The organism is Steroidobacter flavus (assembly GCF_042651805.1).
Classification (GTDB): Bacteria; Pseudomonadota; Gammaproteobacteria; order Steroidobacterales; family Steroidobacteraceae; genus Steroidobacter; species Steroidobacter flavus.
The window spans coordinates 299535-317456 of record NZ_JBHSDU010000003.1; the positions used below are offsets into that span (position 1 = coordinate 299535).

Sequence of the window (17922 nt, forward strand, 5' to 3'; positions counted from 1 at the left end):
CGCATAGGATAGGCTGTCGCGGCGGCAGGCTCCAGTACCCTTTCGCAACTTGTATGCAGACCCGTGCGAATCGAATACAGTGGCGCCCCCAAATCTGCATGAATTTATCTTCGGGTTACCAAGAGTCCCGGTGAATGAGTCAAGACAGCTCCTTGTCAGCAAACGCGCGCGATAATCTTCGCCAGGCGGCCCTCGCCTACCACGAGCACCCGACGCCTGGAAAACTGGCCATTACGGCCACCAAGCAGTTGACCAACCAGCGCGATCTGGCGCTGGCGTATTCGCCCGGCGTGGCCGCGGCGTGCGAAGCGATTGCCGACGATCCTCTGGCGGCATTTCGTTACACGGCCCGCGGCAATCTGGTGGCCGTCATCACCAACGGCACGGCGGTGCTCGGCCTCGGCGCCATCGGCCCGCTGGCCGCCAAGCCCGTGATGGAAGGCAAGGCGGTGCTGTTCAAGAAATTTGCCGGCATCGACGTGTTCGATATCGAGCTGGACGTGAACGATCCGGACCGCCTGGTCGACGTGATCGCCGCGCTCGAGCCCACCTTCGGCGGCATCAATCTCGAGGACATCAAAGCCCCCGAGTGCTTCATCATCGAGCGCCGCCTGCGCGAGCGCATGAAAATCCCGGTGTTCCACGACGATCAGCATGGCACCGCCATCATCGTCGCCGCCGCCGTGTTGAACGGCCTGCAGGTGGTCAACAAGGACATCAAATCGGTGAAGCTGGCGGTCAGCGGCGCCGGTGCCGCCGCGCTCGCCTGCGTCGATCTGCTGGTCGACATCGGCCTGCCCCGCGAAAATGTCTGGCTCACCGATCTTGCCGGCGTCGTCTATACGGGCCGCAAAGAATTGATGGATCCGGAGAAGGAGCGCTTCGCTCAGCCGACCGACCAGCGCACGCTCGCCGAAATCATCGTCGACGCTGACATATTCCTGGGCTTGTCGGCCGGCGGCGTGTTGAAGCCGCACATGGTGTCCACCATGAAGCCGCGCCCGCTGATTCTCGCGCTCGCCAATCCGACGCCGGAAATTCTGCCGGAAGAAGTCGCGGCCGTGCGCAGCGATGCGGTGATGGCCACCGGCCGCACCGATTATCCGAACCAGGTGAACAACGTCCTGTGCTTCCCCTACATTTTCCGGGGCGCGCTCGATGTCGGTGCAACGACGATCACGCGCACGATGGAGATCGCCGCGGTCCATGCGATCGCGGAACTGGCGCGTCAGGAACAGAACGACATCGTCGCGAGCGCCTACAACACCGAAAACCTGACCTTCGGTCCGCAATACATCATTCCGAAGCCGTTCGATCCGCGCCTGATCGTGAAGATCGCCCCGGCGGTCGCGAAGGCGGCGATGGACAGCGGTGTCGCGAGCCGGCCGATTCAGGATTTCGACGCCTACAGCCAGAAGCTGCAGCAGTTCGTGTATCACAGCGGCACCTTCATGCAGCCGGTGTTCGCCGCCGCTCGTCGGGTGGCCAAGGAACATTCGCGCATCATCTTCGCCGAAGGCGAAGAAGAGCGCGTGCTGCGCGCAGCTCAGATTCTGGTCGATGAAAAGCTGGGGCGGCCGATTCTGATCGGGCGTCGCGCCGTCATTGACAAGCGCATCCAGAAGTACGGCTTGCGCTTGCGACGTGACGAGCACTTCACCAACGTCGACCCGGAGAACGACCCGCGCTATCGCGAGTACTGGGAAGAATATCGCCAGCGCATGGGTCGCGAGGGCGTGACCGCTCAGTACGCCAAGCTCGAGATGCGTCGACGCACGACGCTGATCGCGGCGATGCTGTTGAAGAAGGGCGAAGGCGATGGTCTGATCTGCGGCACGATCAGCAGCAGCGGCCGACATCTGAAATACGTCGACCGTGTGCTGGGCAAGAAGCCTGGAACAACTGTATACGGCGCGATGAGCGCGCTGGTGCTGCCTGGCCGGCAGCTGTTCATCGTCGATACGCACGTGAACCTCGATCCCACTGCCGAGCAGCTGGCGGAGATCACGGTGCAGGCCGCCGAAGAAGTCAGAAACTTCGGCATCGAGCCGAAGATCGCGCTGATCTCACATTCCAACTTCGGCACCAGCAATGCGCCGTCCGCGGTGAAGATGCGTCGCGTGCTCGAGCTGGTGCGCGCAGCCGCACCGGAACTGGATATCGATGGCGAAATGCACGGCGACTCGGCGCTCGATGAAGCGATCCGGAAGGCCGCGTTGCCCGAGTCGACCCTCAAGGGCTCGGCAAATCTGCTGGTGTTGCCGAACCTCGACGCCGCCAATATTTCTTATAACTTGCTGAAGACCGCGGCCGGTCAGAACGTGGCCATCGGGCCGATCCTGCTGGGCTGTGCCGCGCCGGTGACCATCCTGACCCCGTCAGTGACGGTGCGCCGGATCGTGAACATGGCGGCGCTCACCGTCGTGCACGCCAACGCCGCGAAGCAGATTCAGCTGGGGCTGTCCTCGCCCTGATCCCGCAATGGCGGTCGCTCCCGCTCGGGAGCGACCGCCTGCAAGTCGTTACTTGCGCTTATGATCGTCGTCATCATATTTGTGTGACAGCGTCTCGCCGTTCCGGCGATCGATCACCATCTCGATCTCACGGCCCTGCGCGTCATAGCCCTCGACCTTGGCGAGCAGATCGCGCACCTTGATCTCCTTGACCTTGATGCCCTGCGCGCTGAGCCGGTTCTCGATCTCGCCGATGCTCAAGGCGTTGGCGGGGACGTTGACGACCGGGGCCGCTGCGTTCTGCGCCCAGGCCGATGCTCCGACCGCGCCCGCCAGCGTTACCACCGTCGCCAGCAGTACGGCACGCGCGCCGTTCGTTCCAATAGTCATATCTGCGCTCCTATGTAAAACTGCCTGACGCAATCTACGCGTAGCATGCTGACGACAGCCCGTCAGCGGCCGTCAGCTTGACGTCAGCACCTGGCAGTCACAGTAACGCCATGAAATCCAGACATTGGGTCCCCCTCGTCCTGCTGCTCAGCACGCTGTCGCTGGGGATGTCCACGGGGCTGGCCGACAAGAAGGACAACGAGCGCCAGCTGGTGCGAGACGCCCTCCTGCGCGGCGAAGTGCTGCCGCTGCAGAAAATCCTCGCCATCGCCAACCAGCAGGTGCCCGGCGACGTGATCAAGGTCGAGCTCGAGCAGGAAAAAATCGGACTGATCTACGAAATAAAAATACTCACTAGCACCGGCCGCGTGCGCGAAGTGAAAATAGATGCGCGCAACGGCAAGGTGTTGAACATCGAGGACGATTGATTGCGTGCATTGGTGATCGAAGACGAAGCGGCGGTCGCTGAGGACGTGGCTCAGGCCTTGTCCGGTGCCGGCTTCGTCGTGGACATCGCCACTGAAGGCGAAGACGCCTGGTACAAGGGCAGCGTCGAAGATTACGACGTCGCCGTCCTGGATCTCGGCCTGCCCCGCATCGACGGCCTGTCGGTGTTGAAACGCTGGCGCGGCGCGCAGCGCACCTTCCCCGTGCTGATTCTCTCGGCCCGCAATGACTGGACCGAAAAAGTCGCGGGCATCGAAGCCGGCGCCGACGACTATCTCGGCAAGCCCTTCGAAATGGGCGAGCTGATCGCACGTATCCGCGGCCTGGTTCGTCGCGCCGCCGGCCGGGCCTCCTCGACCATCGAGGTCGGCGAGCTCGTGCTCGACACGCATCGTATGTCCGCCACCTTCAGCGGCCGCCCGATCCGGTTGTCACAACTGGAATTTCGTTTTCTCGACTATCTGGCCCATCAAAGCGGCCGCGCGGTCTCGGCCGGCGAGCTTGCGGAACATTTGTATGGCGCCGACGAGCCGGGCGACTCCAACGCCATCGAGGCACTGGTGGTACGGCTACGACGCAAGATCGGCCCGCAGGTGATCGAGACCCGGCGCGGCTTTGGATATTTGCTCGCGGGTGACGGTGGGTGATGCCCCGATCCTTGCGCGTTCGGCTGCTGCTGAGCGCCGCGATCGCGATCTTTCTCGCGCTGGCCGCCGCCTGGGTGGCCATGACGGTGCTGTTCGAGCGTCACATCGAACATCGCATCGAAGCCGATCTGATTCGTGACGGTTTGCAGCTGGCCGCGGCATTGTCCGTCGGCGCCGACGGCACTCCGGCGCTGGAGCATGAGCCCGGCGACTCCCGTTTTTTCGAGCCCGCCAGCGGCCTGTACTGGCAAGTCTCCACGCTGCAAGGCGCACTGAACTCCCGCTCGCTGTGGGATCAGCATCTGCCCGAGCCCAGGAAGGCGACGTCGCTGGAATGGAAGACTCGCGCTGTCGAAGGGCCCTTCAATCAGCAGGTGCTGCTCGTCGAACGTTACATCCGTCCCGAGCGCGCGGGCGCCGATGTCTTGGTTCAGCTCGCCCACGAGCAAAAATCGCTGCACGAAGCCCGAGAAGAATTCGGTGAGGAGCTGGCGCTGTTCCTGGCGATTCTGTGGTTCATTTTGTCGGCCGCGGCGTGGGTGCAGGTTGAATTGGGTTTGCGACCGCTGCGTCACGTGCGCAACGAAGTAGAAACATTAAAGCGCAATCCTCGCGAGCGCATGGCGGCGGCGCACGTTGCCGAGATCGAGCCGCTCACGCTGGCGATCAACGAGCTTGCCGATGCACGCGAAAAAGATTTGAGCCGCGCGCGTCGACGCGCCGCCGATCTCGCTCACGGATTGAAAACACCGCTGGCCGCGTTGTCGGCGCAAAGTCGTCGGGCTCGCGAGGCCGGCGCGACGGATGCTGCCGACGGGTTGGATCAAGCCATCGCGGCGGCCACGTCCGCCATCGAAGGTGAGCTTGCTCGCAGCCGAGCCGCTGCCATCCGCGCTGCTCCGAGTGGCGACACCACCATTGCGCTGCCGTTAATCGAATCGCTGGTCGGGGTGGTGGAGAAAACCGAATTCGGCGCGAAGCTGGTGTTCGAAGTGAACATCCCCGAGGAGCTGAGCCTGCCGGTGGCCGGTGAAGATCTGCTCGAGATCGCCGGCGCTTTGATCGAGAACGCCGCGCGCTATGCACGTCGACGCGTGCGTATTACAGGCCAGGCCGTCGAAGGTGGCGTGCTGTTAGTCGAGGATGACGGCCCGGGCATCGAGTCCGAAAAGGTCGCCGAAGCCCTGATGCGCGGCGGACGACTCGACGAGGCCGGCCCGGGTCACGGCCTGGGCCTCGCCATCGCGAACGACCTCGTCGACGCCACACGCGGCGCTATCACGCTGCTGCGTTCGGAGCTCGGCGGATTGAAAGTCACCGTCGCTTGGCGGGCGCCAGAGCTCAACGCGGCGCGTTGAGGAAGTTACGAATCCACTTGGCCACGCGGACTGCATCGTTTGGCGTCTGCAACGAAGCCACCGCCGCGTCGGCGAAATCCTGTTGATAACGGGTGCCCCGGCGTAGATCGATCAAGGCCGTGGCATATTCCGGCGAGAACTCCGGATGGCCTTGAAACGAAATCGCGCGACGCTCCGGATACTCGAGCACCGCATAAGGCGTGAAGTCGCTGGCGGCGAGCACCTTCGCGTCCGGCGGCAGATCGATGATCTGATCCTGATGCGACACCGGAATGCTCAGCGTCAGTTCCGAATCCGAATTCATCCAGTCGGCGCGACGCTTGATGTCATAACGATGCAGCCCGGCGCCCCACCCTTTCGGCGATTTGGTCACATGGCCGCCGTAGGCTTCCGCCATGATCTGATGACCGAAACAAATACCGACCATGGGCGCCTGCCCCGACGATTGCTGAATGAACTGTTTCAACGGCTCGATCCAGGGATCGCCGTCATACACGCCGGAAGCGGAGCCGGTGATGAGATAGGCGTCGTGGCGGCCGACCTGCTCGGGCAGTTTCCCGCCGCGCACGTCGTAATACGAGTAGCGATAGTCCGGCCCCAACATTTGCCGGAACATGTCGCCATACGAGCCAAAGTGATTCTTCAAATCGCCCGGCGGAGCGCCGGTTTCGAGAATGCCCAGGTCCATCGCGATCCCAGAAAAGAACGATGGTCCGTAGCATAACAATGCCCCGAGTCGCTGCGCCTAAGACATTCCCCGCGCCCACAGACAGCCCCATCCTTCAGCGCCCGCGGCGGTGGGATGGCTCGTCTGTGTGCAATTGGCCTGACCAGTATCAAACACCAGGTTAGGCCGGCACCTGGAACCGTTCCAAACAGGCAATGCTCAGCACCGGCCATTCAGCTGAATTTGCCGGGGCGGCGACTTGTGACAATTGGTCTAGCCAGCGATAATCGGCCCCTCCACGATCACCGGCCGACGCTTGACGAAAATGCCTGCAGACACACAGCGACTGTACGAGCGCATCGCTCAGAAGCTGGCGAGCGGCATCGCGCGCGGCGAATACAAAGTCGGCCAGCGGCTGCCCTCGGAACGCGAGCTGGCGCAGGCCTTTTCGGTCTCCCGCCCGACGATTCGCGAAGCCATCATCGCACTGGAACTGGATCGCCTGGTCGAAGTGCGCGTCGGCTCCGGCGTGTATGTCATGAACACCGAGCCGCCAGGCGGCAAGGCGGGCGCGACCGACATCGGTCCGTTCGAATTGCTCGAAGCGCGCCGTTCCATCGAAGGCGAGGCCTGCGCGCTGGCGGCCACTCGCATCGACGATTCGCAGCTCGCCGAGCTGGCCGCGCTCGTCAATGAAATGCGCACAGAAAACGAGCACGACGTGGTGCTCAGCGAAGATGCCGATCGGCGCTTTCACGAGCTGATCGCGGCCGCCACCCAGAACAGCGGCATGATCGCGGCCGTGAAAATGCTTTGGGACGCGCGCACCCGCTCACCGCAAAGTCGCTCGCTGAGCTCCAAGGTCCGCGCCACCGGCGTCAAGCCGCGAATCGACGAGCACACCGCGATTCTCAAAGCGCTCAAGCAACGCGACGCCGATGCCGCCCGAGAGGCGATGCGCGAACATCTGACGCGCGTCATCGACGCCCTGCTCAAGGCCACCGAGGTCCAGGAGCTGGAAAAGGCCCGTCAGCAGATCGCCGAACAGCGCAAACGCTACGTGGCGAACAAGTAGCGCGGACTTTTCTCGCCGGTGAGAAATCCGTGAGCTGACGCGGGCTTAGGGCATTTCGCCGTTGACATCGGCGATTGGTCAGGCCAGAATGGCATGACCAATACACACCCGACCCGCGATCCTGACCTCATGCACACCATCGTCGACGCCCGCGTCATCATCAGCTGCCCGGGCCGCAATTTCGTCACTCTCAAGATCACCACCAAGAGCGGTGTGTATGGTCTGGGGGACGCCACCCTCAACGGCCGCGAGCTCGCCGTCGCCAGCTATCTCACGGATCACGTCATCCCCTGCCTGATCGGTCGCGACGCGCGACAGATCGAAGACATCTGGCAGTTCTTCTATCGCGGGGCTTACTGGCGTCGCGGTCCCGTCACGATGACCGCGATCGCAGCCGTCGATGTCGCACTGTGGGACATCAAGGCCAAGAACGCGAACATGCCGCTCTACGATCTGCTCGGCGGCGCGAGTCGCACGGGCGTGATGGTCTACGGCCACGCCAACGGCAACGACCTCGACGAGACCATCGCGCAAGCAAAGAAATACAAAGAAATGGGCTACAAGGCGATCCGCTTGCAGAGCGGCGTGCCCGGCCTGGCGTCGACCTACGGTGTTTCCAAAGACAAGCTCTACTACGAGCCCGCCGACGCCGCGAAGCCGACGGAGAATGTCTGGTCGACCAGCAGATACATGCCGACCGTCCCGAAATTGTTTGCTGCCGCTCGCGAGACGCTGGGTTGGGACGTGCATCTGCTCCACGACGTGCACCATCGCCTGACGCCGCTCGAAGCGGGCCGTCTCGGCAAGGACCTCGAACCGTTCCGTCCGTTCTGGCTCGAGGACGCAACGCCTGCGGAAAATCAGGCCGGCTTCCGCACGATCCGCCAGCACACGACCACACCGCTGGCCGTCGGCGAAGTGTTCAACTCAGTATGGGATGCGAAGCAGTTGCTCGATGAGCAATTGATCGACTACATCCGCACGACCATCGTGCACGCCGGCGGCATCAGCCACGTGCGTCGCATCGCTCATCTCGCCGAGCTGAACAATGTGAGAACCGGCTTCCACGGCGCGACCGACTTGTCGCCTGTTTGCATGGGCGCGGCGTTGCATTTCGATCTATGGGTGCCGAACTTCGGCATTCAAGAATACATGCGTCACACCGACGAGACCGACGCCGTGTTCCCGCACGCGTACACGTTCTCGAAAGGCGATTTGCATCCTGGCACAGCGCCGGGACACGGCGTCGACATCGACGAAGCGCTGGCCGCGAAATATCCCTATCGGCCCGCGAGCCTGCCGGTCAATCGACTCGAGGACGGCACGCTGTTCAATTGGTAGCGTCTGCGCTGATTGATTCTTGGGCCGTCGAGAGCGGCAGCGTGAAGTGCACGGCCGTGCCCTTGCCCAATTCGCTCTCGATCCAGATGCGCCCCTCGTGCGCTTCGACGATGCGCTTGGTGATGTACAACCCGAGACCGGTGCCATTGCGCCGGTTCTTGGCGCCCGAGAAATAGGCGTCGAACACCAGCGGCAAATCCTCGCTGGAAATGCCGGGCCCCGTATCGATCACGGACGCCTGCATGCGATCTTCGATCCGCTGCACGCTCACACGAATCTGATCGCCGTGCCGACAGAACTTGATCGCGTTACCCAGCAGATTCGAGAACACCTGCAGGATGCGCTCACGGTCGCATAACACGACGGCAGCAAGCGCATCGCACTCGGCAACCAGCCGAATACCCTTCTGCTGAGCCAACGGCTCGTGCACGGCGACCGCTTCATTCACCAGATGCGCGGCAATCTCCGGTCGCAGCTTCACTTCGATACGACCGGTGCGAATGCTCGCCATGTCGAGCAGGTCGGCGATCACCCGGCTCATCAAATCGACGGTGCTCGATAGCCGACCATGAATCGCGGCTCGGGCATCGGCACCCAGCTTCTCGGGCGGCTTGTTCAACATCTGCACGCCGCTCTTGATGGCTTGCAGGAAGTTACGAATGTCATGCGAAACAACCGCGAGCACATCTTCGCGCGCCTGCACGGCATCGCGCAGTAGCGCTTCGCTCTCCTGCAACTGCTGATATTGCTCGGCGAGCTTCTTGCGCTGCTGATCCAGGCCGATGAAAGTATCGGTCTTGTGACGCAGGATGTTCGGATCGACCGGCTTGAACAGAAAGTCCACCGCGCCTGACTCATAGCCGCGAAACACTCGATTCGCTTCGCCCGTGCCCGCAGTCAGGAAAATGATCGGAATGTATTTGGAGCGCTCAGCGCCGCGCATGTACTCGGCGAGCTCGAAGCCATTCATCTCGGGCATCTGCACGTCGACAAACGCCAGTGCGAACTCATACTGCAGGATCAGCTCCAGCGCTTCGTTGCCCGAGCGGGCGGTGATGATGTCGGCATCGTCCCGGCGCAACAGCGCTTCGAGCGCGACCAGATTCTCCTCGATGTCGTCGACCACCAGAATGCGCGAACGATCGGTCATGGCGACCTCCCGCTCAGCAGTTGGGTCAATCCAGAGGCGATGTCGTTGGGCGGCCATACGTGGGTGGGCTCGAACAGGGCCAGCGCAGCCGCCGGCATGATGGCGACCTCGGCGGAAAACGGCGATTGCACGATGGTCGTGCCGCCCGCCGCGTGAATTTCTTGTAAGCCGGCGGCGCCGTCATCGCTCGCGCCGCTCAGCAGAATTCCGACCAGCCCGGCGCGATACACATCGCACGCCGTCTCGAACAACACGTCGATGGACGGCCGGGAAAAATGCACCGGCGGATCGACCGAGAGCGCGAAGGTGCCCTGCGACTCCATCAACAGGTGATAACTCGGTGGCGCAATATAGATCGTGCCGGGCGCCGCGGGCTCTTTGTCTTCGGCTTGTTTCACTCGAAGACAGGTATCGACGCTCAGCAACTCCGCCAGACCGCTCGAATGCGGGGGCAGATGAATGACGATCGCCACCGGACAGGACAGCGACTGCGGCAGCTCGCGCACTATCATACGTAACACTTCGAGCGAGCCCGCCGAACCGCCGATGACCACAGCGACCGGGGAGGCCATCAATCCACCCTCCGATAAATCTTCTGCTCGCCGCTCACTTCCTGAAAGCGCTGTGCGTAGGCAGAGAAGCGCACCGACTCCTTGGTGCCGAGGCACAGGAAGCCACGCCGGCACAAGGCATCGTTGAACAGGCCGAGCGCGCGATCCTGCAAAGTCCGATCGAAGTAGATCAGAACGTTCCGGCACGACACCAGCTGCACTTCGGAAAAAATGCTGTCGGTCGCGAGACTGTGATCGGCGAACGTGATGTGCTGTTTCAGCACTGGCGACATCACCGCGCTGTCTTGCACGGCGTGATAGTGATCGGACAGCGAGCCATGACCGCCCGCCGTGCGATGGTTCATCGTGAACTGTTTCATCCGGTCGAGCGCGTACACGCCTTTCTGCGCCTTGCGCAGACTCTCGTCGTTGATGTCGGTGGCATAGATGCGCGAGCGCTCGAGCAGACCTTCCTCGGCCAGCAGGATCGCGTATGAATAGGCTTCTTCGCCGGTGCTGCAGCCGGCGACCCAAAGTTTCAGCGACGGGTAAGTGGCGAGTAGCGGCACCACTTGCCGCCGCACCGCCAGGAAGAATTCCGGGTCGCGAAACAAATCGCTGACCTGCACGGTGAGATATTCGAGCAGGCGGGGAAACGCGTTCTCATCCTGTAGCAACCGCTCCTGCAACCGCGCCAGGGTCGCGCACTGAAAATGAGTCAGCGCCTGCTGCAGACGACGCTTCAGCGAGGCGGTGGCGTACTGGCGAAAGTCATAGTGATAGCGCTGGTAGATCTGCTCCAGCAGCTGGCTGATCTCGGCTTCTGAGATTTCCAGCCTCAACGGGGCGCTCCCCGCCGCACCGGCATCCAGATACGCAGCAACGACAACAGCTTTTCGATGTCGATGGGCTTGGTGATGTAATCGTTGGCGCCGGCCTGCAAGCATTTCTGCCGGTCATCCGGCATAGCCTTGGCGGTGAGCGCGATGATGGGCAGATTCGCCCAGCGACGCTCGGCACGGATCGCGCGCGTCGCCTCGAAGCCGTCCATCTCCGGCATCATGATGTCCATCAACACCAGGTCCATCTCTGAATTGCGCCCGAGCACATCGAGCGCTTCACGACCGTTGCGCGCGATCTCAATAATCGCACCGTGCGGCTCGAGCACTCGCGTGATCGCGAACACGTTACGCACGTCGTCTTCAACGAGCAGGATGCGACGCTTCTCGAACACAGAGTCGCGGCTGCGCGCCACTCGCAACATGCGCTGCTGCTCCGCCGGCAACGACGCTTCCACTCGATGCAGGAACAGCGTCACTTCATCGAGCAATCGCTCGGGCGAGCGCGTGCCCTTGATGATGATGGACTTGGAATAGCGACGCAGCTGCTGCTCTTCCTCGGCGGACAGCGTGCGACCGGTGTAAACGATCACGGGCGGGAACGAATACGTCTCGTCGTTCGCCATCTTCTCCAGCAGCTCATAGCCCGAAGCGTCGGGCAGCGCCAGATCGAGCACCATGCAGTCGAACGTCGACGAACGCAGCTTTTCCAGCGCGTCCGCGGCCGAGGCGACCGCAACGGTCTGGACCTGTTCGGAGCGCAGCAGATGTTCGATGCTGTCCCGTTGCATGGCGTTGTCTTCGACGATCAGCACCGCACGCGTGGCATCGTTGGCTTTGCTCGCCAGCTTGGTGAGCGAGCCCAACAGCTGGTCGCGTTCCACCGGTTTCCGCAGCACATTGGCGGCGCCCATTTCCAACGCGATATGGGTGTAGTCATGACCGGAGATGACTTGCACCGGAATGTGTCGAGTCGCCGGATCGTGCTTGAGCCGATCGAGCACGGTCAGGCCGGTGTGGTCCGGCAAGCGGATGTCGAGCACGATCGCGGTCGGCCGATGCTTGAGCGCGAGCTCGATGCCTTCATCGGCGGTGTGCGCGATGATGCATTCGAACTGCAGGCCCGAAGCGAGCGTCGCAATGGTCTGCGCGAACGTCTCGTCATCTTCGACGATGAGCAACAGACGCGCACCACCTGAAATCGTTGGGGCCGGCTCGGCAGTCCGTTCCACCAGTCTGCTTTCACGAGTCCGCACCGGCGCGCTTATCGGCGCCGGCGGCGGAGCATCGAGCTCCGATTTCCCTTCTTGGGCCGGCAGGGTTCGCGGCAGCACGAGCGTGAACGTGCTACCGACGCCCAGCTCGCTGTGCAATTCGATGCGACCGCCGAGCATCGCCGCCAGCTCGCGCGAGATCGACAAGCCCAACCCGGTGCCGCCGAAGCGACGATTGGTCGTGCCGTCAGCCTGACGGAACGGCTCGAAAATGATTTCCTGCTTGTCCGGCGGAATGCCGATGCCGGTGTCTTCGACCGTGAACGCGATGTCGCCTGTGCCTGCCCGCGTGAAGATCTTCAGGCTGACCTTGCCTTGCATGGTGAACTTCAACGCGTTCGACAACAGATTGCGCAGCACCTGACGCAGCCGCTGCGAGTCGGTCTCCAGCTCCGCCGGCGCATCGTTGGCGAGCGTGAGCTCCAGCTCCACGCGCTTTTGATTCGCCATGGGACGGAACATCTGCCCCATGTTGTCGACCAGAGCCTGCAGCCCGACGCGCTCGCGCTTCAGATCGATCTGGCGCGCTTCGATCTTGGACAGATCCAGAATGTCGTTGATCAGCTCGAGCAGATCGTTGCCCGCCGAATAAATATTCCGCGCGAACTTCACCTGCTCCTCGCTGAGGTTGCCCGACGGATTGTCCGCCAGCAGCTTGGCCAGAATCAGCGAGCTGTTGAGCGGCGTACGCAGCTCATGCGACATGTTGGCGAGGAATTCGGACTTGAACTGATTGGAGCGCTCCAGCTCCGCCGCCTTGGACAGCAGCTCGCGACGCGCGACATCCAGATCGTCGTTCTGATGTGCCAGCATCTGCATATGCTCTTCGAGCTGAACATTGCTCTGCTCCAGCTCGGCCTGCTGATCTTCCAGACGAGCCTGGCTTTCGCGCAGCATGTTGCCCTGCTGTTCGAGCTCTTCGTTACTGACCCGCAGCTCTTCCTGCTGAGTCTGCAGTTCCTCAGCCTGCCGCTGAGTCGCACGCAGCAGCTCTTCGCGTTCGCTGCGCAAGCGGGCGGTACGAATCGCGATGCCCATGGGCTCGCTCAGTACCTCCAGCAACTCGAGATCGGCACGACCGATCGCTTCGAGGAAGCCCAGCTCCAATGCCCCGACCGCGACACCGTCGGCGATCACGGGAGTGACAATCAGCGTCTTCGGCCGGATCGTGCCGAGGGCCCCGCTGATCTCCAGCTCGCCGCCGGGCACGTCCTTTAAATGGATGGCTTTACGATCTTTGAGCGCCTGCCCGATCAAACCCTCGTTCGCCGCGATGCTGACGCGAGCCGGATGCGCGGCCGGCACGGCGTAGCCGCCAATGAATACCGCGCCGGTCGCATCCTGACGCGCATACAAAGCACCGACGCTGGCACCCAAGTATTCGCTGACGAACGAGGCGATGCGCTCGCCGACGTCGGTCAACGTCAACTCGCCGAGCACGCGTTGCGAGAGCGTCGATTCGGCCGTCCGCATCCAGTCCTGCTTGCGCAACGACTGGCGGGTCACGATGCTCATGCGGGTCTGAAAGGCGAACGCCCAGATGACGACCGTCGCGAACGAGCGGTTCAGCATCGCAATCGTGGGTGCGGTGCCCTCGGGCGAGAACTGGAAGTCAATGACGATGAGCAGGGTCGACAAACCGGCAATCGCGATCGGCGCGCCCGGCCGCGTCAAGAATATGCTGGCGCCGAGCGGAATCAGATAGAACAGCCAGGTCGCCACCCCGACCCGGGTCTGCAAGTCGACCACGAAGATCGCGAGCATGCTCGCGGCAATGAATACATACCAACCGTCGTGCGTCTCTTTCTCGAAACGTTTACGCATGTCGCTGCTGGGTTCCGCTGGGTGTCGCGACGTCAGGAATCTGGCCGCGACTTAGTATTTGGCATCCCGCCGAACGAGCGGGACCGTACAAAGGTTCCCGAGCGCGTGCGCTTTTTCAGGACCGGGGCTGCAGCATCTTGTAGAAGATGTGAGTGGCGCAGAACGCGCCGTCGGGCATGAGCGCGTAGTCCGGGATCGTACCGCTGTATTGCCAGCCCTGACGTCGATACAGACGCTCGGCGTCATCGCTCGCCGTGTCGAGCACGAGCACCGTCTTCCCAGCACTCAATGCACCTTGTTCAGCGGCCGTCAGCAGCGCCGCCCCAACTCCGAGCTTGCGCGCCTTCCGGTGCACCAACATCTTCGACAGGTCGCCCCGATGCGGCTGATTCTCCGGCAGGTCGAGCACTACCTGCACCGTGCCGACGATGGCACCTGAACCGTCTTCGGCGGCGAAAACGATTCGCTCGCCACGCGCCGCGCTTTCTGCCGTCTTCAACCAGAAGGCCCGCGCCTTCTCGACAGTCATGGGCCACATGAAGCTCACCGACGCGCCGCCTTCGACGCAATCGATCAGCACTTCGCTCAAGCCTTGAATTTCCCGTTCGCCAATGACTTGCAGGCGACGGATTTGAACGCCGTCGGGCACGTGAGTTCCTTTGCAGGCCAACGCCTGCCAGTGCGGAAAAGATATACAGACGCGGATATGCGTTCAATGGCTGGCACAGTCGGCGGTCAAGGGTGATACTGTATATATCCACAGACTTTCCATATCCCCATGTCGACCGGGAATCCCCCGACACCGGCGTCCGCGCCCACTATTGTTAACACTGCCTCCGCGAGTATGTCGGTGGCCGTGCGAGTGTTGTGCCAATTCACCGCCAAGCGCGGCGATCTGGATTTGCGCTTCACTCCCGCTCCCAGCGCTCGCGAAGGCATCGCCGGCCACATCCTCGTCGCCTCTCGTCGCGGCGGTCGTGACTATCGAGCGGAGATGGCGCTGGAAAGCATTCACGACGGCTTGCACGTGCGTGGCCGCGCCGATGGTTATGACAGCAAGATGCAACGCCTCGACGAGTGCAAGACCTATCGTGGCGACCTCACCCGGATGCCCGACAACCACCGCGCATTACATTGGGCTCAAGCGAAAATGTATGGCGCGATGCTGTGCCGGAAGCAGCAACTGCGCGAGCTTCGTATCGCGCTGGTTTATTTCGACGTGGACACCGAAGACGAAACCGTTGTGGCGGAAGATTTCCGCGCCGACGAGTTGCAAGCATTCTTCGAGGAACATTGCGCCCTTTACGGCCTGTGGGCCCGTGCGGAACTGGAGCATCGTCAGGAGCGCGACCTGGCGTTGCACGCGCTGAGCTTTCCTTACGATTTTTATCCGGCGCAACGGCAGCTCGCCGAGACTGTTTATCGTGCCGCTGCGATGGGCGAGCATTTGCTCGCGCAGGCACCGACGGGCGTGGGCAAAACGATGGGCACGCTGTTTCCCATGCTCAAAGCCATGGGCGCGCAGAAGATCGACCGGATCTTCTATCTCACGGCCAAGACCACCGGCCGTCAGCTCGCGCTCGATGCGCTACAGGCGCTGGCATCGCCGACGTTGAAGTTACGCGTTCTGGAAATCACCGCGCGCGAGAAGGTTTGCAAATATCCGGACTCGGCGTGTCACGGCGACTCTTGCCCGCTGGCGAAGAAATTCTATGACCGCTTGCCGGGCGCGCGTGCCATGGCGCTTCAACGCGGCACGATGACTCAGAAGGTGATCGGCAGTGTCGCGACCGAGCACGGCATCTGCCCCTATTTTCTGTCGCAGGAGCTGGCGCGCTGGAGCGACGTGATCATCGGCGACTACAACTATTACTTCGATCAAAGCGCCTTCCTGTATGGCCTGGCGCAGGAACAGGGCTGGCGCGTCGGTGTGCTGGTGGATGAAGCGCACAACCTGGTCGAGCGGGCCCGGCGCATGTATTCGGCATCCATCGACGCGGAAACTCTGAAGCGCGCTAAGAAAGAGGCGCCGAAGTTACTGGTCCGCGCGATCGGACGACTCGGCATCGAGTTCCATCGCATCGCCAATGCGCAACAGGTGCCGTATCAGGTTTATGAGAACGCTCCGAAGTCTTTCCTGAAGGCGTTGGACACTTACCTAAGCCAGCAAAGCGCGCTGGCCGATCAAGCGGCGCTGTTCCCGGAACATGTCCAGAAGCTGTTCTTCGATGCGCTCGCGTTTTACGGACTCTCGGAGGAATTCGCCGAGCATTCGCTGTTCGACATCGCGCATCCCGAGCACGCGACGTTCACGATTCGGAATGTCGTGCCCGCGCCTTTTCTCAAACTTCGTTTCGCGCATACGTGCAGCGTGGTGCTGTTCTCGGCCACGCTGACGCCGCGCAAGTTTTATCTGGACTTGCTGGGCCTGCCCGACACGACGCGCTGGCTGGACGTGGAATCGCCGTTCACGTCGGATCAGCTCGACGTGCAACTGGTGCGGCACATTTCCACTCGCTATCAGCATCGCGGCGATTCGATCGCGCCCATGGTCGAGCTCATCGTTCGACAGTTCGAGCGCATGCCCGGCAACTACCTCGTGTTCGCCAGCAGCTTCGACTACCTCGCGCGGATCGCGGAGGAACTGGATCGCGTCGCTCCCCACATTCCCAATCGGCTGCAGGTTCGCAATATGTCGGAAGCCGAGCGCAAACAATTCCTCGATGGCTTCGCTCCCGACGGCCGCAGTCTGGCGCTCGCGGTGTTGGGGGGCGCGTTCGGCGAAGGCATCGATTTGCCCGGTGAGCGCATGATCGGCGCATTCATCGCCACTCTCGGCCTGCCGCAGCTCAATGAAGTGAGCGAACAGATGCGCCTGCGCATGGACGAGCTGTTCGAGGCCGGCTATGAGTACACGTATTTGTATCCGGGCTTGCAGAAAGTGATTCAAGCCGCGGGGCGCGTGATCCGGACTCGATCCGATCGCGGCGTCGTGTATTTGATTGATGACCGTTTCGGTCAGCGCGAGGTGAGGAAGCTGTTGCCGAAGTGGTGGAAGCTGCAGAAATTGCCGGCTCCCGGTCGGAAAGGGGTTAATCTCGGCCCATGACGACAGCGCCCTCGCCCAGCACCTTTTCTGTCCGGCCTCCCGCCGGCGGGCTGGCGCGCTATGTCAGCCAATACTGGCTCAGTCTGAACAACACGTCGCCCGTGTACGCGGCCTTGCCGGACGGGTGCGTGGATCTGGTGCTCGAGGTCACCGCGAGCGGCTATCGCTCGTGGATCTATGGCAGCACGACGCAGCCCACCGCGATTCCCTGCACGGCTGGCACTCATTACCTTGGCATTCGATTTCATCCTGGGCAGAGTCGCCACTTCATCGCCGCCGCTGCTCATGAGATCACCGACGGTCGCGAAGACTTGCGGACGCTGATGCGGTTTCCAGCGGAACGCGTTGCTGCTCACATCGCGAGCGAGACACTGTTCGATGAGCTCGACGAAATCTTGATCGCGGCGCTGGGACGCGCACCGCCCGTCGAGAGTTATATCGACGGCATCATTCAACACATCGACGCTCATCACGGCATCGCGAGAGTCGACGATGTCGCCGTTCGATTCGGCAAGAGCCGGCGACAGATGGAACGCGTGTTTCTGCAAACCGTCGGCGTGCCCCTGAAGTTCTTTTGCATGATCTCGCGGCTCAAGCACGCTGCGGATTTAATCGTTCACCCGGCCTCGCGCGCTCTAACGACCATCGCGCACGATGCCGGCTATTCCGATCAGGCCCACATGACCCGCGACTTCACCCGCCTCGCCGGCGTCTCGCCCGGTCAGCTGCGGCCGGATGACGCATTTTTTCAATACCACTCGCCCCGCTGAGCGCATGCTCGCGGTTTGTTTCGCGAG

The 17922-nt window shown here is 62.2% G+C and carries 15 protein-coding genes; 8 read left to right on the forward strand and 7 right to left on the reverse strand.

Annotation, left to right across the window (positions count from 1 at the left end; genetic code table 11):
- Nucleotides 1-134 precede the first annotated feature (134 nt).
- A complete protein-coding gene (locus ACFPN2_RS06770) occupies nt 135-2474 on the forward strand; it encodes an NADP-dependent malic enzyme (protein WP_380595862.1) in 2340 nt (779 codons plus the stop codon).
- Between the two features lie 48 nt (nt 2475-2522).
- Here the strand turns inward: ACFPN2_RS06770 and ACFPN2_RS06775 are convergent, their stop codons facing one another.
- Nucleotides 2523-2843 carry a PepSY domain-containing protein gene (locus ACFPN2_RS06775; RefSeq protein ID WP_380595863.1) on the reverse strand — a complete coding sequence of 107 codons (321 nt, stop codon included), beginning with the start codon at nt 2841-2843 and terminating at the stop codon, nt 2523-2525.
- Nucleotides 2844-2953: 110 nt separating this feature from the next.
- On the opposite strand from ACFPN2_RS06775, the gene ACFPN2_RS06780 reads away from it, so the two are divergent.
- From ACFPN2_RS06780 to ACFPN2_RS06790, 3 genes are read left to right on the forward strand one after another with little or no spacing between them, the layout of a single operon-like run.
- Nucleotides 2954-3271, forward strand: a complete 318-nt coding sequence (locus tag ACFPN2_RS06780) for a PepSY domain-containing protein (protein WP_380595864.1) — start codon at nt 2954-2956, stop codon at nt 3269-3271.
- Nucleotides 3272-3937 carry a response regulator transcription factor gene (locus tag ACFPN2_RS06785; RefSeq protein ID WP_380595865.1) on the forward strand — a complete coding sequence of 222 codons (666 nt, stop codon included), beginning with the start codon at nt 3272-3274 and terminating at the stop codon, nt 3935-3937.
- Nucleotides 3937-5295: an ATP-binding protein gene (locus ACFPN2_RS06790; RefSeq protein ID WP_380595866.1), complete on the forward strand. Its 1359-nt coding sequence runs from the start codon at nt 3937-3939 to the stop codon at nt 5293-5295. The genes ACFPN2_RS06785 and ACFPN2_RS06790 overlap by 1 nt, the downstream gene beginning before the upstream one ends.
- On the opposite strand, the gene ACFPN2_RS06795 is transcribed toward ACFPN2_RS06790, so the two are convergent.
- A complete protein-coding gene (locus ACFPN2_RS06795) occupies nt 5279-5983 on the reverse strand; it encodes a glutamine amidotransferase-related protein (protein ID WP_380595867.1) in 705 nt (234 codons plus the stop codon). The genes ACFPN2_RS06790 and ACFPN2_RS06795 overlap by 17 nt on opposite strands.
- Before the next feature lie 304 nt (nt 5984-6287).
- Between ACFPN2_RS06795 and ACFPN2_RS06800 the strand changes: the two genes are divergently transcribed.
- Complete coding sequence (locus ACFPN2_RS06800) at nt 6288-7037, forward strand: FadR/GntR family transcriptional regulator (protein WP_380595868.1); 750 nt, start codon at nt 6288-6290, stop codon at nt 7035-7037.
- A gap of 129 nt (nt 7038-7166) precedes the next feature.
- Entirely contained in the window at nt 7167-8378 is a 1212-nt protein-coding gene (gene manD / locus ACFPN2_RS06805; protein ID WP_380600055.1) for a D-mannonate dehydratase ManD, read from the forward strand.
- Here manD and ACFPN2_RS06810 read toward each other — a convergent pair.
- From ACFPN2_RS06810 to ACFPN2_RS06830, 5 genes are all read right to left on the reverse strand, one after another.
- Nucleotides 8368-9528: a hybrid sensor histidine kinase/response regulator gene (locus tag ACFPN2_RS06810; RefSeq protein ID WP_380595869.1), complete on the reverse strand. Its 1161-nt coding sequence runs from the start codon at nt 9526-9528 to the stop codon at nt 8368-8370. The genes manD and ACFPN2_RS06810 overlap by 11 nt on opposite strands.
- Nucleotides 9525-10100, reverse strand: coding sequence for a chemotaxis protein CheB (locus ACFPN2_RS06815; protein ID WP_380595870.1), 576 nt, complete (start codon nt 10098-10100; stop codon nt 9525-9527). The genes ACFPN2_RS06810 and ACFPN2_RS06815 overlap by 4 nt, the downstream gene beginning before the upstream one ends.
- The gene (locus tag ACFPN2_RS06820) at nt 10100-10921 is read right to left on the reverse strand and encodes a CheR family methyltransferase (RefSeq protein ID WP_380595871.1); all 822 of its coding nucleotides are present in this window, start codon (nt 10919-10921) and stop codon (nt 10100-10102) included. Before ACFPN2_RS06820 ends, ACFPN2_RS06815 begins: the two co-directional genes overlap by 1 nt.
- A complete protein-coding gene (locus tag ACFPN2_RS06825; RefSeq protein WP_380595872.1) occupies nt 10918-14016 on the reverse strand; it encodes a response regulator in 3099 nt (1032 codons plus the stop codon). The genes ACFPN2_RS06820 and ACFPN2_RS06825 overlap by 4 nt, the downstream gene beginning before the upstream one ends.
- A 115-nt stretch (nt 14017-14131) precedes the next feature.
- Nucleotides 14132-14665 carry a GNAT family N-acetyltransferase gene (locus tag ACFPN2_RS06830; RefSeq protein WP_380595873.1) on the reverse strand — a complete coding sequence of 178 codons (534 nt, stop codon included), beginning with the start codon at nt 14663-14665 and terminating at the stop codon, nt 14132-14134.
- Between the two features lie 129 nt (nt 14666-14794).
- Here ACFPN2_RS06830 and ACFPN2_RS06835 point away from each other — a divergent pair, with 129 nt between their 5' ends.
- The gene (locus ACFPN2_RS06835) at nt 14795-17125 is read left to right on the forward strand and encodes an ATP-dependent DNA helicase (protein WP_380595874.1); all 2331 of its coding nucleotides are present in this window, start codon (nt 14795-14797) and stop codon (nt 17123-17125) included.
- The gene (locus tag ACFPN2_RS06840) at nt 17122-17895 is read left to right on the forward strand and encodes a DUF6597 domain-containing transcriptional factor (RefSeq protein ID WP_380595875.1); all 774 of its coding nucleotides are present in this window, start codon (nt 17122-17124) and stop codon (nt 17893-17895) included. Before ACFPN2_RS06835 ends, ACFPN2_RS06840 begins: the two co-directional genes overlap by 4 nt.
- Nucleotides 17896-17922: the final 27 nt, after the last annotated feature.

What these genes read in the sequence shown, in the direction of transcription:
- ACFPN2_RS06770 (WP_380595862.1), top strand. Translation starts at nt 135, where the DNA reads ATGAGTCAAGACAGCTCCTTGTCAGCAAACGCGCGCGATAATCTTCGC.
- ACFPN2_RS06775 (WP_380595863.1), bottom strand. Translation starts at nt 2,843, where the DNA reads ATGACTATTGGAACGAACGGCGCGCGTGCCGTACTGCTGGCGACGGTG.
- ACFPN2_RS06780 (WP_380595864.1), top strand. Translation starts at nt 2,954, where the DNA reads ATGAAATCCAGACATTGGGTCCCCCTCGTCCTGCTGCTCAGCACGCTG.
- ACFPN2_RS06790 (WP_380595866.1), top strand. Translation starts at nt 3,937, where the DNA reads ATGCCCCGATCCTTGCGCGTTCGGCTGCTGCTGAGCGCCGCGATCGCG.
- ACFPN2_RS06795 (WP_380595867.1), bottom strand. Translation starts at nt 5,983, where the DNA reads ATGGACCTGGGCATTCTCGAAACCGGCGCTCCGCCGGGCGATTTGAAG.
- ACFPN2_RS06800 (WP_380595868.1), top strand. Translation starts at nt 6,288, where the DNA reads ATGCCTGCAGACACACAGCGACTGTACGAGCGCATCGCTCAGAAGCTG.
- manD (WP_380600055.1), top strand. Translation starts at nt 7,167, where the DNA reads ATGCACACCATCGTCGACGCCCGCGTCATCATCAGCTGCCCGGGCCGC.
- ACFPN2_RS06810 (WP_380595869.1), bottom strand. Translation starts at nt 9,528, where the DNA reads ATGACCGATCGTTCGCGCATTCTGGTGGTCGACGACATCGAGGAGAAT.
- ACFPN2_RS06815 (WP_380595870.1), bottom strand. Translation starts at nt 10,100, where the DNA reads ATGGCCTCCCCGGTCGCTGTGGTCATCGGCGGTTCGGCGGGCTCGCTC.
- ACFPN2_RS06825 (WP_380595872.1), bottom strand. Translation starts at nt 14,016, where the DNA reads ATGCGTAAACGTTTCGAGAAAGAGACGCACGACGGTTGGTATGTATTC.
- ACFPN2_RS06835 (WP_380595874.1), top strand. Translation starts at nt 14,795, where the DNA reads ATGTCGACCGGGAATCCCCCGACACCGGCGTCCGCGCCCACTATTGTT.
- ACFPN2_RS06840 (WP_380595875.1), top strand. Translation starts at nt 17,122, where the DNA reads ATGACGACAGCGCCCTCGCCCAGCACCTTTTCTGTCCGGCCTCCCGCC.